10 protein-coding genes and 1 tRNA gene are annotated in these 17152 nt (G+C 36.6%); 3 read left to right on the top strand and 8 right to left on the bottom strand.

All coding sequences use genetic code 11. The features are described 5' to 3' along the window. The 3 genes from NADRNF5_RS01715 to NADRNF5_RS01705 all read left to right on the top strand — a co-directional run bounded on the left by NADRNF5_RS01715 (position 1) and on the right by NADRNF5_RS01705 (position 1342). Positions 1-843 (top strand): DNA-3-methyladenine glycosylase 2, encoded by an 843-nt coding sequence (locus tag NADRNF5_RS01715; protein WP_048115032.1) that lies wholly within the window; start codon positions 1-3, stop codon positions 841-843. Between the two features lie 33 nt (positions 844-876). Next, a tRNA-Arg gene (locus tag NADRNF5_RS01710) sits at positions 877-951 on the top strand. 40 nt (positions 952-991) lie between these two features. Next, positions 992-1342, top strand: coding sequence for a hypothetical protein (locus NADRNF5_RS01705; RefSeq protein WP_048115031.1), 351 nt, complete (start codon positions 992-994; stop codon positions 1340-1342). Here the strand turns inward: NADRNF5_RS01705 and NADRNF5_RS01700 are convergent. The 8 genes from NADRNF5_RS01700 to NADRNF5_RS01665 form a co-directional block, all read right to left on the bottom strand. Further along, positions 1339-1800: a cupredoxin domain-containing protein gene (locus NADRNF5_RS01700; protein WP_048115029.1), complete on the bottom strand. Its 462-nt coding sequence runs from the start codon at positions 1798-1800 to the stop codon at positions 1339-1341. The two genes, NADRNF5_RS01705 and NADRNF5_RS01700, sit on opposite strands and share 4 nt — an antisense overlap. A 52-nt stretch (positions 1801-1852) precedes the next feature. After that, complete coding sequence (locus tag NADRNF5_RS01695) at positions 1853-3439, bottom strand: cytochrome b N-terminal domain-containing protein (protein WP_048115027.1); 1587 nt, start codon at positions 3437-3439, stop codon at positions 1853-1855. After that, positions 3423-4028 carry a Rieske (2Fe-2S) protein gene (locus NADRNF5_RS01690; RefSeq protein ID WP_048115024.1) on the bottom strand — a complete coding sequence of 202 codons (606 nt, stop codon included), beginning with the start codon at positions 4026-4028 and terminating at the stop codon, positions 3423-3425. Before NADRNF5_RS01690 ends, NADRNF5_RS01695 begins: the two co-directional genes overlap by 17 nt. A 43-nt stretch (positions 4029-4071) precedes the next feature. Next, positions 4072-7884, bottom strand: coding sequence for a S8 family serine peptidase (locus NADRNF5_RS01685; RefSeq protein ID WP_048115016.1), 3813 nt, complete (start codon positions 7882-7884; stop codon positions 4072-4074). Positions 7885-7915: 31 nt separating this feature from the next. Then, positions 7916-8887: a hypothetical protein gene (locus NADRNF5_RS01680; protein WP_048115014.1), complete on the bottom strand. Its 972-nt coding sequence runs from the start codon at positions 8885-8887 to the stop codon at positions 7916-7918. Between the two features lie 111 nt (positions 8888-8998). After that, the gene (locus NADRNF5_RS01675; RefSeq protein ID WP_048115011.1) at positions 8999-14224 is read right to left on the bottom strand and encodes a beta strand repeat-containing protein; all 5226 of its coding nucleotides are present in this window, start codon (positions 14222-14224) and stop codon (positions 8999-9001) included. A gap of 215 nt (positions 14225-14439) precedes the next feature. Next, complete coding sequence (locus tag NADRNF5_RS01670; protein WP_048115009.1) at positions 14440-15771, bottom strand: ThiF family adenylyltransferase; 1332 nt, start codon at positions 15769-15771, stop codon at positions 14440-14442. Next, positions 15771-16985, bottom strand: coding sequence for a threonine synthase (locus tag NADRNF5_RS01665; RefSeq protein ID WP_048118756.1), 1215 nt, complete (start codon positions 16983-16985; stop codon positions 15771-15773). The genes NADRNF5_RS01670 and NADRNF5_RS01665 overlap by 1 nt, the downstream gene beginning before the upstream one ends. Positions 16986-17152 lie beyond the last annotated feature (167 nt).

Genomic DNA, 17152 nt, shown 5'->3' with positions numbered 1-17152 from the left:
ATGCAAAAAAAATACGCAATAAATGTTGAAAATTCTATTCATAGTGGACAAGTATTTCTTTGGAAAAAAATTGATAATTTTTGGTATGGGGTAAATGGCGGGGATATTCTACGCATTGATAAAGATGGCAATGTAAAATCTTTTCAAAATTCAAAAGTAGACTTTTTGAGGAAAAATGATAATTTAGATGACATAATAAAATCAATTTCAAAAGATAAAACAGTAAGAAAAGCTGTAAAGCAATATCCAGGATTAAGGATTCTCAGACAAGATCCTTTCCAATGTTTGATTTCCTTTATTGTCTCGTCAAACTCTAACATCCAAAAAATCAAAATGAGTTTAGAAAAATTATCAAAAAAGTTTGGAATCCGAGTAGAATATGGCAATGAGGAGTTTTATTTATTTCCTAAAGCAGAAAAACTTGCCAAAGCGTCAATTGATGAAATAAATAATTGTGGTGTGGGGTATAGAGCTAAATTTATCAAAGAAGCATCAAAAATGATCGTAGAAGAAAAAATTAATTTTAAAGGTTTGGAGAATCGTAATTATCAAGAAACTAAAGAAATTATTCGAACGATTCCAGGTGTTGGAAACAAAGTTGCAGATTGTGTAATGTTGTTTTCATTGGAAAAATTAGAATCATTTCCATTGGATAGATGGATGATCAGGATTTTAGAAAAATACTATTCAAATGAATTTCAAATCAACACCAAAACAATTACAGAAAAACAATATGAGTATTTACATCAAAAAATTGTAAATCATTTCGGTCCATATGCAGGCTATTCACAACAATTTCTCTTTAAAATGGAAAGAGAGAATTTTCAAAAAAAGTGGCTGTAAACCCTTAAAATGGCAATTAATTTCTAGGTTTTTGGGCCTATAGCTCAGCATGGATAGAGTGTTGGACTTCTAATCCAATGGTCAAGGGATCGAAGCCCTTTGGGCCCATTTAACAAAATTATTTATTCTAATTCGGATGTGATGTTTTGTGAAAGATATAGAATTCGAACTTGATTCAACTAATATTCATCCCAATTCCGAAATTAAAGGAACGATTTTAGTTTCATATCCAGGAAGATATGACGGAGTTGTAATTAACACACAGATTTTAGACTCTAATGAGCACATTGTTTACAAATCATACAATGGCAAAAACATATCACAAAATGTTTCCAGATTATTTATCAACAAAGATGTAATGCCAGAAGATAAAGCAGAATTTACAGCAATAATAAAATTCGAGCCAAAACAAGAACATGAAGTAAAATTTAGAGCGTCAATTATTGAGCAACACAAAGAAATTGAAAGTCAGATAATTTTTGCAAAATATTCTATCTAGAATCTACTCTTCTCCACTATCACTGAACCGGTCATCCATGGATGAGGTTGACAGTGATAATGAACTTCTTGTGGTTCAGTAAAGAGGAATTCATATGTATCACCGGGTTTGAGAACACCTTCAGACCCAAAATCACCACTATAACTATCAGAATGTCTATGATCAGGTGTTACAGTATGTGCAGTATCATCATTATTTTCCCATACTACAAGATTGTTTATAGTAAGTAGAGCATTTGCTTTATTGGGAACATAGTTTTGATTTCCTTCAATTACAGCACCAGGTACAATTTCAATGAGTAAACTTTTTTCAGGATTCAAGATATGCTCGTCAACTGATGGCTTTGCCAAAGATTCTGGAAGATAGAATGAAGTGTAAAAGACAAAAGTTCCAGACATACCAATGATGAGTGCAATTAATCCTATTCCATATGCATGACTAGATGTAGGAGTGCTCATAATTTTTTTACCTCTCCCAAGTTCTTATAAAGTTTCTTTAGAATTATTTCAATCATGGTTTTGGAAGGTCTCCAGAACCAAGATTTTGATTGTTATTTGCACCAACTCCTAAATCTGCTTGAGTCTTGGGTGTTGGAACCTCAGGTGCTAATTCTTTTGGTTCAGGTTTTCCTTCTGGTGCAGAATCACCTTCAGGAAGTTTGCTTTGTTCAACAGATGCTTCAGGTTCTGCAAGTTTTGGTTTTTCATCTTGAATAGGAGTAGGTGCTGGTGGGGGTGCATTCTTTTCTTGACTTAGTGCATATCTGTAGATATGGAAGAAGGCGGCAAATACCAACAAAACAATTCCAATAAAGAATAGTGAAATGTTCTTCATACCAATCAATGCAGCATTGTAAGCTGCAATGTTGAGGAATACTTGGAATGCCAAAAGTGCAACTAGCAACCAGTTAATCCATTTTTCAGAAAGATTAATTGTTGCAACCTTCTTTGGACCAGTACTTTTTGCAAGTTTTGATTTTCTTTCAGCCTCATTTGCAAGTTTGATCATCATATAAGTAAATCCAAATCCTAATGGCACCATCAATATCATTGTAGAGTAGAAGAATATCGGATCAATTACCAAACGCTCAACTAATGGAATTGATACATCTGGTGAGATATAGAATCCCCAGTATGTCGTAACCATGATTTGAGCAAGGCTAGTAATACCAAATGCAGTAATGATTGGTCTGTCTCTCCATGAGAATTTCTTGTATCTATCAATGAATGGTATTAGTACAAGTGATACGATAAACAATAACGGCCACAGCAATCCAGTTACAAACTTGTCATACTGAGTCCTCATGAAGGCGTAAATTCCTGTTAGATACCATTCAGGTACTGTTACACCAGGCGGTACCGTGGGTTCAAACTTGAATCCCATATCAATTGGGAAGACACCTCCAGTGATTAGAATTGCACCACCAATTGCCATTACCATTGGTACATCAAATACCAAGAATCTTGGGAAGTGAACTGCCATAAGTCCTAGCATTACAATTGGTAACAAGAAAACATGTTGTGCATAGAATCTTAATACAAAATCTGAAAAGCCACTGCCCAGCGCCGCATCACGAATTGTCGGCCCTACAACAGGGATTGATGTTGTAAGCGATGCTGCAATACTAATTGCAAGTTCTGCTCTTTCACTAAATATAACATCATATCCAGTAAATGCTTCAAGAATTGTAACAACACCAAGAATAACTCCTGTCATCCACAAAACTTCGTTTCTGATTTTGTATCTTCCACTAAAGTATTGATAATACATGTGAAGTACAGCTAAGAGTACCATTGCATTGGAGCCATGATAATGAATATTTCTTATGTGAAAACCAAATGGTACTTCATCATTGATAAATTGAACACTATCCCACGCTCTATCCAAAATCGGTTGATAGTAAAACATGAGAAGAGCTCCTGAAACTCCAAGAATAATAAATACAGTAAATGTTAGCATTCCCAAGAATCCAAATGGACTTACAAATCTTGCAGGAAATGAAAACTTGATTGCAGTAAAGATAGTTCTATCTACGCCATCCCAAAGCCAGTAAAGGAAGCCAACAGCTCCAGTTCTTCTCTCAAGCGAAACGGCCATATCCAATTACTCCATTATCATTTGCATTAAACTTTGGCGGTAAAATAAATACAAATCCGTCAGAATCAACCTCTAATGTTAATTCAGGTAAAGTATTTGATGGTGCAGCTTGCACTGATGCAGGACCCACAAAAGCTGTTCCAGTAACAGGATCATACATACTACCATGACAAGGACATTCACCTCTCTTTCGTCCCTCATCAGGCCAATATTTCCATAAACACCAAAGATGCAAACATATCATACTATATGCTCGAATAGCTTTGGAATCTTTTTTACTGCCACCTAATTCTTCAGGAAGTCTAATGAATTGCCATTTACGAAATGCTTCTGCATCAAGTGCAGCATCACCAGTTGAGGGATATGTAATTACTTCGGCGTGATTAATTGGAAAAGTATTGATATTTGCTTGAGTGCCATCAGGTAAAATTACTGGGACTTTTTCAAGAGTTGCCTGGTTAGGATTTGGCATGAAATTACCAAATGGGACAAATGGAGCAAATGCTAATCCTGTCCCTGCGGCACCCATTAACTTTAGAAAGTCTCTTCGGGATAATCCGCCAGACTTTTTGGTCCCAAGCTCTGACATTCAAGCTGACGTACTCGCCAAATTGCTTATAAACCTTGTTCAATTATTTGGGAGGTTTTTGTCTAATGATGAAAATAAACATGATTCCGATCGCAATTCCAATTACAACACCAATTGCAATGCCCATACTAAAAGATGAATCAGATTCTATAGATAAATCAGATTGAGTTTGAATTAGGGTTGGAGTTTCAGAGGTTTTCTCAAGTGTTGAATTATCATCTTTCAAATCAGGAATTATAGTTTCTGATTCATTTTTGAGGGGTTGATTGTTTGATAACATTTCTGGAGAAATATTTGTAAACTTGGCTGATAGAGTAATTGGTTCAGTTGTGGAATTCCCCCCAAACAATGTTGAATGAGTCAAAAGTGTGTAAGTACCAGTTTGATTTATTGGAACATAGATTACTGTAGAGGTATCATCTTTATTTTTTACAGGAAAAAAACCACCACCTTGACTGAAAAGAGAATTGCCCAGCCAATCAAGCGAAGGCCATTTAAGAAAATGACCAAATACACCTGAAGGAACATTTGTTTGTATTATTTTTCCTGAGGGATCCATTACAAATACTGCAAGATTTGTATTATCACTAAGCCACGATAGTTCTATTGAACCAGAGTTGATAGATTCATTTTGAATATCAAAATAATATTGTCTCCAGTCACCTGCCATGTAACGATTAACCATATCAAAGGCACCTTTGGTGTATCCATTTCCATAAAGTACATCATCACTTTGTTTTCCTTGAATCAATATTGTTGTCTCATTTTCAATTACAGGTTGTTTAATCACAAAGGATACTGGAGTATTAACAGTATGTCTGTTACTTTCAAATGTTAAAAATCCTTGATAAACACCGGTTTGCAGATCATTTGGAGTAATTAATGTGACATCAATTGTTGCAGTATCTTTTGCGGGAACAGATATTGTTTCAGATTCTGGCCAAAGCATTGCCCATTTATCTTTCTGATAATAACTTGCTGAAATTGTATAGTCCATAGAGGTAGAGTTTTGTTTTGTGTCGCCTAGCCAATATGAATATCTCGTAGGCACCGGATATACCCCAACTAATGGAACGCCTTCAAACTTTTTGTTTGGTTCTGTAACTCTCAATTCTTGAACTGTTCCCCAAGAGCCAGCTCTGTTCACCATAGATAATTCATCACTAGTAATTTTTGTGTCATTGTTATTATCAATCCAATCGTAAAGATATAACGAAGAAATTTTGAGATCGTCTGCATATACTTTAGATGTACTATTCATGAAATCTGAAAATGGAAAATTAACATTTACTATCATTAAAGATGAGTCATCAGGAATAGGATTTTTCTCATTGAAAAAATCACCAACTGTTTCATGATTGGATACATCAGATAGTTTAACATAATTTGGAATGAATGTATCTGTCTTATTCAAAATAGAATCTTGCTGTCGTAGAATTGTTTTTGCATCAAATTGATTTTTTGTGATTAATGACAAAGTTTGTGATTTTACATCAATGTTTAGTGTTTCATTGGTGGGATTTTTTATTGTAAAAGTGGTAGTTGTTCTGTCTCCAGGATTCATTTGACCTCCAAACCAACTAGTCATAGGAAGAGGAGTTGATGGAAGTTGGAATTGTTCAAATCCAATTGCAGTTGAATTAATATTTTTAAATCCAGGCTCAAGAATTTTTTTGATGTTATCATATGATTTATCGTTATACACTATGAAAACGCCCTCATTTCCATGAACATAATCTAAGGCAGATTCAACATTTACTAAACCGGAGCCCTGAGTGAAAGCATCATTTTTTAGATCAGTTGCAGTAGACATCAGGATATTTTTAATCAAAAATGGATCATATTCCTGAGATTGCTTTCTCATTTCTTCCATCAAGATTGCAGCACTTCCAGAAACTAATGGAGCTGCCATACTAGTTCCCCCAAATAATGAAAAAGATTCATCTTTGGAATCTTTTTTAATTTTAATAACATTTGATGGGGTAAAACCGTGAGCTCCAATACTCATAATGTCAGGCTTTGGATCCCCTATCGAACTAGGGCCCCTACTAGAAAAATCAACAATGTGATTATGATGAGTTGTGGTATTTCCGAATCGTGGTTGATCCTTGAATGGTCCATATCCAACAAATACATTGTTTGTTGTTGCACCCACTGAAATTCCAAATGGTGAAGCATTTGGCAAGCCAATTGTACCATACCCATGTCCAGAATTTCCTGCACTAGAAATTATTGTAATTCCAGGATAGTCATCATCTAATGAATGCGGAGTAACAAGTATACTCAGAATTAATGATAGTACATCCATTCCAGGTGACGCTTTGAATGACGGAAAGTTTGATACTCCCCAACTATTAGATATGATGTCAACTTTGGATGTTCCTGAAAACTTCCAAGAATGATCTTTATTTTCAAATCCTGCTGACCACAACCACCCATAAACCGTATCACCAAACCATAATGCCTTTACTGGTACAATCTTTGCATCAGGTGCAACTCCAATAATAGAATGTTTTTCTGTATTGTTGTAAATGTCATAGGTTTGTTGACCTCGTGAAGTAATTGATGCTGCACTAGATGTTCCATGTCCCATAAAATCAGTCATTATTCCAAAAAAGTTTCCTTCTGTATCTAATGCAGGCAATAAAGTGCCGTTAATTGCTTGTAATGTTTTATCGATATCAGTTACATTATTTTTAATTACACCATAAACATCAAGAACTTGTGCACCAAATGTCCCTGCACTATAATCATTTTTTCCATCATTGTTAGAGTCATAGACAAGAAATTCGTTACCGCTACCTAACACAATTGGTTTTTCATCAGTAAAATCAAAATCATAATTTGGTTTCTGACCAGGTTTGAGATCAAATCTAGTGTAATCATTCCATGAAGTACTAAGATCAGGAATTATTGTATCATAAACTCCAGGAGTAAATGAATCAACAACAAGAACTGGAACAACTTGAATTCTAGCTAATGGTCCTTGTAATCCACCTTGATAAATTACACCGAGATGATAAACACCACTTTTGGATTGGATGTAATTTCGATTATCTGTACCAATTTTCATGTCTTTATCTAGTATACCTTCAAAAATGGGGGATGAACCTATTTGAGGAAAAAATGAATTGTAAATTGGGATTTTAGTGCCCTTCCCACCTTGAGATAAATTTAGGAAAACCCCATCTTTAGTTACATAAGCTGATGAGGTCATATCTTGCGGAATTGGTTTGCTGTAATTTCTAATGATATTATTTTTATCAATATATGCAAAAAAAGTTGAATTTGTTAGAACTACCCCCTGTCCATCGGGATCAAGCATTATAGGATGATTAAGTTTGTCTCGTGCAACTGAATGCTGAATGTCAGGATTTGAAAAATCAACTCCAGTATCTACAATTGCAATTATTGTACCATTTCCTGATGCACCATATTTTTTTTTCACAACAGTTGAACCAGTAATCTCACCAATTCTAGAAGAGTCTGTTATTACATCATCAGATAAATGGAAATCCAATTTAGAATCCTCAATTACATGGAAACCCTGAGAAATAAGATTAGAAGCTGATTGTTCAGAAAGAATCGAGACATAAAAAAATCCAGAATCGGACTGAATTCCATAGATTGAATTATTTTTTAAAAAATCAACATCTTGTGTGTTTGCTCCAAAAATTAGATATCTTTTAAAATCATTTTCTGTAAAAAAATTAGAATTTACATTCAGTATTTCAGAATCAAACGTGATTTTAGATTCATCATTTTCTAAAATCAAATCTCCAGGAGTTAATGCATAAGAATTCGTCAATACAGAAGAGAAAAGTATTATTGAAAAGAAAATAGCCGCTTTGGGCATTAGTTAATTTATTTTTCTTGTATTATTATAACTATCTTCTTCTAGTGAGAATTGCTACTTGCAATGCAACTATTAATCCAATTGATGCGATTATTGGTAACATTAATGCATTAAGCTGGGAAGAAGCTTCAGTGATGAACTTTACAGATGTAGAGATTGTCCCAATATTTTCATCAATCTGAATACTTGCACGATCTAGAGTTGTGTCAAATCCGGCAATTTCTGATTTGAGCACATTCAGTTCCTCTGATGTTTCATCTAAAATAGAATTTAGTGTGATAATTTGCTCTGAAATTCCTCCAAGATCCTGTCTTAGAACATTAGTAGCTGCAGAACCATGAGATGTGGTTCCCTGACTAAATGCAACTACATGAAACACATGAGTTCCTTCCTCTCTCGGAGTATAATCAACAAAGTATAATCCCTGATGAAGTGTCTTAAATGAATTTGATAGTGGGATTGAGATTCCAGAAGGTAAGTGTACGTGTGTAGTTCCTAATAATTTTGAAGGTTCATTTCCAATTAAAAGACCATCACTAGTTGTTTGTACAAAGACCCTGATTGGTTGATTAATTGCAGCAGTTTCAGGTGCAAAGACCAGTGTGTTTACAATTCTTTCCACAGGAATATCAATCAGTTCTGTTGTAGATGAAAACTTTACGTCAATTTTTTGCGATATGCCATTTTGTTGTGTACTAATTACTTCCACAGTGTATGTACCATAAGGAAAATTTGTTGATGGTTGCGGCCATGTAAGTAATCCATAATTAAAAGAGCCATCAAAGCCTGTAGTTATTTGATCAAATTTTGCAATGGATTCATCTGGAGCAAAGATACGTATGATTAGATTTTCTTCAGGTAAACCTTTCCCATAAACTTGTAAAGTATGAGAAGGTGCGTATACCTTACTATTTGTAAATAATTCCAGTTCTTCTGAGAATGAATTCGGAGTATTAATGATTAAAAAAACAATTAAAATGGAAAATAAAAGTTGAAATTTCATTTTAATTAATTGTCGATTCACTCCTAGATATTACTTCTGGAAAAATTGTCTATAACTTACGTTAAAGAAGATTCAAAAAAAAGAAAAAAAGGATAATGTGAACTAGTTTTCTTACTGTACAGTTATGGTTGTACTAACTGGTGGTGATAATGCCGTAGGATTATCAACTGACTCCCAAACAAATGCGGTTGCTGTGTAGCTACCACTTTCGGTTGGAATCCATGATAATGCTGGGCTGAATGATTGACCGCTAGATAGTGAACCTGTAATCCATGCTAGTGAGACTGTAACACCGTTACCATCTTGAATCTGTACCAAGTATGCGAATGCTTGCTCTCTATCCTGACCATTTGCTAAGTCAGCGCTGATTTGTACCTGTTGGTCAACGGATACAGTATCTAAACTGTTACCGAATGCATCAACGGTTCTCAAGTTAGCAGCTGGTGCTCTCTCGAGAGGTGGTACTACAGTGCCAATTAGTGAAGTGGCAGTAATATCAAGTTCATCTGCAGTTGTGTACGGATCTGGTAGTGTATTGTCCTCATATTCTGCGGTGACAGTGTCACCTTCTGCGACTCTGAGTCTGTGACCAGAAGATTCGTCAGTAGTTGTGAAGAACACAGTACCTTCGTAAATTCCGGTTGCCTCATTAGTCTCAGTTACAGTAAGGTCAATACCTCCGGCATCGGAGTCAGACCACACATCGACATCGAAGTTGTCGACTGCTTCTGGATCTAAGTTCATGTCTGGATCAATTACTCTTACAACACCTGTTCCGCTTGCTGGATAACTTGCTTCAAGCCACTGAACCTCACCAATGTTCCATCTGATAAGTGCTGAGCCGACTACTGTTTCATCCTCTGAGAATTCAAAGGAGACTGTAAGTCCGTCATCATCATCAGCTGATAAGAGTCCATCTGTTGGACCACTACCAGTGGAACTTGCGGTTACTACATCATTACCATTAGTACCTGTGGTACTGTCACCATCAGCATCGTGTGTGAAACCAGTAAGGATAACCTCACCAGTAAAGATGCCTGTGTCAGTACCTGTTTCAACAAGTTTGTACTTGTCTAGATCAGCGCCTCTGGTTGCGACTTTGATTGGATCGAGATCGGTGTTACCGATTTCGTCAACTAAGTCACTATCAAAGTTGTGATCTGGTGCTACAATAGTGATATAGACTTTGTCAGTCCATGTGTATACTTTTTGGTCAAGTTCTACAGTTGCTCCGAAGTTAGAAGTGAATATTGTCAAGTTGACATCTTCATCTTCATTGCCTACATAATCAGCTCCTGATGGACCCCAGTCAGTATACTCGAGAACAATTTCTTCTCCTCTTTCTAATCTGTCACCAGCTAATTCTTCTGGGATTTCGATAACAATCTGGAAGATACCAGTAGAGTCACCTGTTTCTCTGAAGTTAAGTGGTTCTGGGTCAAATGTTGCTCCTTCACCGTCAGCGTTACCCATGGTAACAGTTGCGGCATCAGAGTCCCATTCAATCAAGTCCAAATCATAAGTCTCAGCCTGATCATTGTCCAGATCGAAGTCTGGTTCAATAAGGGTCAAGATCATGTCGGATCCAATAATGTAAACTGATTTGTCGGATTGCAGTACACCGTTTCTAAGATCAAAGGTAGCAGAATCAGTAACAGTGTTAACATCACCTGATGCATCAGCTGGATCAGTGTATTCTACTTGGAGAATATCTCCTTGCAAGATACAGTAATCACCTGATGTTGCGGCAATATCAAATCTGTCTGTTTCTGGGTTGGCGGCAACGTCAGTAGCTCCATTTAGTGGTGCCCAATCAGCTGTTGTTGATGGACATGTGGTGCTTGCTGGACCGTCAGTATACCTTAAACCGATGTCAATTTCGAATATTCCTGCGTCTGGTGCGATTTCGTCCATTGGACCAAAGGCTCTAACAGCATCTAGTGTGTTACCATCAGTATCGATGGTACCAGTTAGTACTGCATCACCACCGGCATAACCGAGTATGACAGATGAGGCACCTCTGATAACAGAGACCTTAACTGGACCTACTTGAGGTGTTCCGGTTTTGTTGGTTGAAATGGAGTCTTCACCACTTGCAGATAAATCGAAGTCTGGATCGTTAACTCTAATGTGGATAGTCAGATCACCATCTGCTAAGAATTCACCAGTTTGTAGACCCTCTGCGGATCTAGTGGTTCCAGCAGTATTCATTCCACTTGCATGGATTGGGAATATTGCTCTACCGTTTGGTGATTCTTCAGTGGTGTCTGCTGTAAAGTCTGATACAACACCGAATGGTACTGGATAGACAGTTCTATCAAGACTTACTGAACCAGTGTTAGCGCGAACTCCTGCGGAGTCGCCAACTTCGATGACTTCACCAGATGCGTCTCTAAAGTCAACATAGTTGACTTCAATGTCGAGACCGGTGACAGTTTCAGATGTTGTTGCACCTGATCTACACCATGCATTTGGAATTTGGAAATCACCTACAAATTTACCACTGTTTTTGGAGGTTTCAACTAGAGTAAATCCAGTTGCGCCAAGTCCAGAGTCGGTTGCTGCAGCACCGGTTAAGGTTGCGCCACATGCACCGAATTGTGGTGTTGTCCATCTTTGATCATCGAATGTAACATCTAGTAATCTACCGAGTTCTTCACCATTTGATAGTGTGATGGATGTACCATTAGATTGTGCGGTAGTACTGAAAGTACCAGTTCCGACAACATCTTCGTTTGGTTCACCACCAGCACCTGATGGATTAACTACGGTATAGATATCAATAAGATCAGAGTCTGTGTTAAGATCTAAGTCTTCAAGTGTAATTGTAACTGTGTCAGCAGTCTTGTATGAATTGGAGTCGAATGATACGACACCAGAATGACTTGGGGCTTCTTCTTGATCAGCAACTTGTGTTGAAACACCGTCTGCACCTAAGTCAAGATAGTTGACTCTTGGAGCATCCTCATCTGTCAAATCTTCAATGACGATGAAAGTTGGATCATCGGCAATTGTAGATAGACCGTTGTATGTATCAACATTGTTGATGTTAACTTGGTTAACCATGATATATTCAAGTGAACCTTGGAAGGTACTTGTATTATCACCTGTTTCCTCTAGTTCCATTCTGATAATTTGGTTGGCGATTCTTGTGCCAGCTAACAAACCATCATTTGTGAATCCAAAGGAGAAGAAGTCTACTACAATTGGCTCTACTGGATCAAGTGTAACTCCTGTGTTATTAAGCACAATAGCTAAACCTAGATTAGTAGATGCATCAGCTGTAGTATCACCAAACAAAGCAGCTTGGACATTAACACCAGTCATATTAACAAAGGCTTGACTTGTACCGCCAGATACCAATGCAATTGCATTGTTTGTTGTATTAGCGTTATAGAAGCCATTGTTATTTAGAATTGGCATTGTGTCATTTAAGAGATAGATTCCGACTGATCCAGATGTAGCACCTAAAGATCTAACATCATAATTGAGGAAGTTGAAACCTGTGAAGGTTGACAACCTATTATCTCTAATTGTTTTTGCTAGTTCTTCTTGTGTTGTCTCTAAGTCGATGAAAATTCCTTTAACGGCTGCTGGAGCATTTAATGATCCAGTTGATGTGACATTCAAAAGTCCTCTTTGGGAGAAACTCTCAACTGTCAAAACACCAGTCATGTTGAAACCTGCTGCAGTGTTAAAACCAAATGAAGTGGTTTGACCTGCTGTTGGTTTTTGATGATTTACAGTCGCGTTTGTTACGAATACTCTAAGTGATGAATCACCTTCACCTAATGTGAATGGGTCACCAGTTCTTAGAGATGGAATTAAAGAAACATCTGCACTATTTAGATCTAAATCTTCGTCTACTCTACTGTTTTTGTTTGCATCGCCATCAACCAATACGACTGGAATCTCTTCACCAGAGTTCCATTCATCATCTACTGGTTGAATGTCAATTGTTGCAAAGTCAAATCCTACAAGTATGGTAACTGGTGTCTCATTGTAATCAATTGTTGCAGAAGTACCTCTGAGGGCACCGCTGGTTGTTTTGAGTACTGAAATATCTGATTCATCATATGTTCCAAAGACACCGCTGTTTGGTCCTTGTTCTGTTATTGTGACTGGATTAGTTCCTGCTCCTAAACCTGAGACTGCGAGACCTGTTGCACTACATGTGGTTGCTGTTTGAGCAGTTGCACATGTAATGTCAGAGTCATCATTGTCTTGGATGGTTAAAACCGGAGTTGTGGCACTTTGTGTGTTTGTGTTGATTCTCAATATACCATTATCCTCAATCATCATGTTTGTGAGATTTCCGGAAATGTCTATGATACCACCACCAACACTAGCACCAGCTCGTGCACCATTTTCGTCAAAGACTTGGTAGTTTGTACTTAGCAAACCTGCTGCTGTTCCAAATGTCCAAGAGTCTTCGTCGGTTGGGTCAATGTTTAACCAAAGGTCTGTAATAGTTGCATGAACTTGTGCATTACGTGTATACACGGTACTATCAGTAGCTGCTCCGGCAAATTGATCTACAGTATCAAAAGTAAGTGTTGTTGATTGAACACCACCACCTTTGTTGTACTGTATAACAACGTTACCAGTTGGGTTTAGAGAGTATAATTGCACGAAAGGCCAGACATGATCAAATTGATCATTACCGATTGTAGTAGCGGATGAAGAAGTTGCGTTAAGACCAATTTGTCCATTTGTATCACCAGTTAAGGTGAGATTTGGATCCTTGGCTTCTCTAACAACGTTCATTGTACCGTTAGTTGAACCGGTTGTTGAACCTGAACATAGTACTGTGACTGTACCTGTTGCTGTACCATTTTGTCCACCAGTAGTAGCAGCTGCGCCGCCACTGAATGGTAGAGCAATACCAACTGTATCGTCAACATTTACGCCGACGGCAGTATTGGTGGTTGCACCAGTTGCACAAAGTGTACCAAAGTCTAAGCCGACTCCGGCTTGACCGTTGAAATTTTGTGCAGTGAAGTCTGCAATAGATGCCTGAGTTCTGTCTGCAAAGTAACCATACCAGTTACCATCTACGGCTTGAACCATTCTCAGGATCTTGCCGTTTACTGTAACGTCTGGTTCACCTTTTGCCTCATCTGTGTCATCAATATCATTGTCAATGACCACGACCTCAATTACTTGAGGTCCTGACATGTAGTTATCAAACTGTGAGTTTTCTGCGGAAACAAATAGGTTAGCGTTGGCTGCATGTGCTGCAGGCATTACACCTGGGATAGCAAATGTCAGTCCACCGGCAACCATAATTGTCATTAATGTAAGACTAGTTATTTTACGTCCTATTTCGTTATTCATGTTATTAGCATTTTTCTTTAAAGTTTGTATTTAAGCCTAATGGACAATTTGTCCACAATATTGGCAAATATTGAGATTATTTCATTTAATTTTTAATAATTTTATAAATTTTATAATATTTTACTATTTTAATTCTAATTATTACTAAATTATATTAATGATCTGTATATTTTGTGTGTATTTTTACAAATTTATGTAAATATTACAGGCTATTTTCAAGCTTTGATCTCTTTACCTAAAAGACTTTTGTATAATGCAATAGCATCAGATTCATCTTTTGGTCCAACTACAACAGCAGAACCTTTCTTCATAAAACTTACTGATAATTCATTGGTCCTCAAGGACAATCCAAGTCCGCCCTGATTTTCTACGATGAATCCTTTTTCTTTTGCCATGTTAGTTACACTGTTTACATCAAGATCAAATGTTTCAGTAGGAGTTATGGAGTAAGTTCTTTTTCCTCTGTTTCTCCCACATAATTCTTCTAGAATTAATTCTTCCTTTGGAATAACTTCGAGAGTTCCTGTTCCACAAATAGGACACTCCTCAGCCCTGAATGTTTTAACAGAGTTAAAATCAAGATTTTCCAAATCAATATGGAGTATTTTTTCTGACAAACTTGGTTTTTTTCCAATAATTATTTTTACAGTTTCTGCAACTTCAATACCACCAACGATAGAAAGTATTGATGGATGTACACCTTCAATACTACATGTTGGCATTGTATCTTCATTTAGATCAGGGAACATGCAATAGTAACATGCAGATTCTTTTGGTAAAACTGTAAATGCTTGTCCTGAAACTCCAACTGCAGCTCCAGTAACAAATGGAATTCCAAATTTTACACAAGCTTTGTTTAATGCATATCGTGCATTAACACTATCAAGCGCATCAATTACAACATCACATCCTTCAACTACTTCTAGTGCAGTATAATCATTAACAGAAACTGCAAGTGCTTCTATTTTACATTCAGGATTTAGTTTCAATAATTTTTTTGCAGCTACTTCAACTTTCACCTGACCTACATCATCTTCATCAAACATTGTTTGTCTATGTAAGTTAGATAATTCTATTACGTCTCTGTCAATAATTCTTAGAGTTCCAACACCCATAGCTACAAGCTTTGTTGTGATTGGATTTCCTAGACCACCAACTCCAACAACACAAACTTTTGCATTTTTTAGTTTTAATTGCCCATTATATCCAATCTCTTCAAGCATTACTTGACGTGAAAATCTATCAAGTTCTTTTGAAGATAGATCTTCAGAACCGCCAGCAACTGCAGGTAAAATATAAACTTCATCCCCATCTTTAAGAACAGTTTGCATTCCATCTGAGAATTTTGCATTCTTTCCGTTGATATAGATATTAATCAATGAACGTGGCGTGCCATCGCCTTCTAATACACGTCTCTTAAAATCATCACCCATCAACTCAGAAATTTTTGCAAATGCATCTGTAAGAGAAGAAGCTGAAATTTCAGTCTTTTTTTCTCCTCCACTTTGATTCAATACAGAAGGTATTGTAAATATTATATTTGCCACTAGTTTACTACCGCCGATATTTCAGATATGTCTGCTTTCATTACATCAGGTTTTTTCAAAATTTCCATGATTGATTCAGTTGCTTTAAGACCATTACCAGTTACATAGCATACAACTTTGTCATTTACATCAATCTTTCCTTGCTCTACCATTTTTTGAAGAACCGATATTGAGACTCCTCCTGCAGGTTCAGTAAATATCCCTTCAGTTTGTGCAAGAAGTAAAATCGCATCAAGAATTTCCTTGTTGTTGCATTCTTCAGCACATCCATTGTATTGAGCTAATCGTTTTAGAACATATCGACCATCACCAGGATCACCAATGGCTAAACTTTTTGCAACAGTATCAGGATTTTCAACTGGGATTACTTCTTTGGAATTTTTCTTAAATGCATCAACTATCGGGGCACATCCATGAGGTTGTGCTGCAATCATATGCATGTTAGAAACACCATCAAGTAATGAAACAGTTTCTAATTCCTCAAAGCCTTTGCAAATTGCATTAAGCATTGCACCACTCCCTACCGGAATTATCAATTGATCAGGTACTTGCCAATCAAGTTGCTCGGCAACTTCAAATGAAAATGTTTTAGAGCCTTCTACATAGTGAGAACGCATGTTAATGTTTACGATTCCAATTCCTTTACTGTCACCAATTTGGGCAGCAATTCTATTTGCATCATCATATGTTCCATCAACTGAAATATAGTTTGCACCATAAGATAATGCCTGTGTAATTTTTGCCATCTCAATTGTACTGGGTGCAAATACATGACAAGGTAATCCAGCTTTTGCTGCATGTGCTGCAGTAGCTGATGCTAAATTACCAGTTGATGCACATCCAACTGCAGACAATCCAAATTCCTTTGCTTTTGATACTGCAACGCCTGCAGGTCGATCTTTGAATGAAAATGTTGGATTAACAGAATCATTTTTGATGTAAAGATTGTTTAGTCCCAATTTTTTTCCGAGGTTATTAGCCTTGATTAGAGGAGTCATTCCAGTACCAATACTTACGATATTAGATCTGTTCTCTATTGGTAATAATTCAAAATATCTCCAGTAGGTGTGTTCACGATTTGTAAATGTATTCTTTGTAATCTGGGGAAAATCATATTTTACATCAAGGGGCCCAAAACACTCATCACAAATATACTTGAAAGCGTTATCATATTCCTTTTTACATTCTCTACATTGTAACGATGTCCTAGTCAAGATCAATTTTTCCTCTATAAACATAAATAAAAAATCCTAATATCAAGTTAAGTGATACTTAATTTTACCTACTAAAAAATATAATGGTAAATAATTCCAAATATAAAAAAATAATTAGAAAAAAGAAAAATTTGATGAAAAACCAAGAAAAAAATGGATAAAGTTTC

The sequence above is a fragment of the Nitrosopumilus adriaticus genome (assembly GCF_000956175.1).
In the GTDB taxonomy this organism is placed as follows: Archaea; Thermoproteota; Nitrososphaeria; order Nitrososphaerales; family Nitrosopumilaceae; genus Nitrosopumilus; species Nitrosopumilus adriaticus.
Note: the sequence above shows the minus strand (reverse complement) of the source record. Positions and strands in the feature narration are given on the sequence as shown.

Coding starts and splice junctions, on each gene's coding strand:
- NADRNF5_RS01715 (WP_048115032.1), top strand. CDS start 1: ATGCAAAAAAAATACGCAATAAATGTTGAAAATTCTATTCATAGTGGA.
- NADRNF5_RS01700 (WP_048115029.1), bottom strand. CDS start 1,800: ATGAGCACTCCTACATCTAGTCATGCATATGGAATAGGATTAATTGCA.
- NADRNF5_RS01695 (WP_048115027.1), bottom strand. CDS start 3,439: ATGGCCGTTTCGCTTGAGAGAAGAACTGGAGCTGTTGGCTTCCTTTAC.
- NADRNF5_RS01690 (WP_048115024.1), bottom strand. CDS start 4,028: ATGTCAGAGCTTGGGACCAAAAAGTCTGGCGGATTATCCCGAAGAGAC.
- NADRNF5_RS01685 (WP_048115016.1), bottom strand. CDS start 7,884: ATGCCCAAAGCGGCTATTTTCTTTTCAATAATACTTTTCTCTTCTGTA.
- NADRNF5_RS01680 (WP_048115014.1), bottom strand. CDS start 8,887: ATGAAATTTCAACTTTTATTTTCCATTTTAATTGTTTTTTTAATCATT.
- NADRNF5_RS01675 (WP_048115011.1), bottom strand. CDS start 14,224: ATGAATAACGAAATAGGACGTAAAATAACTAGTCTTACATTAATGACA.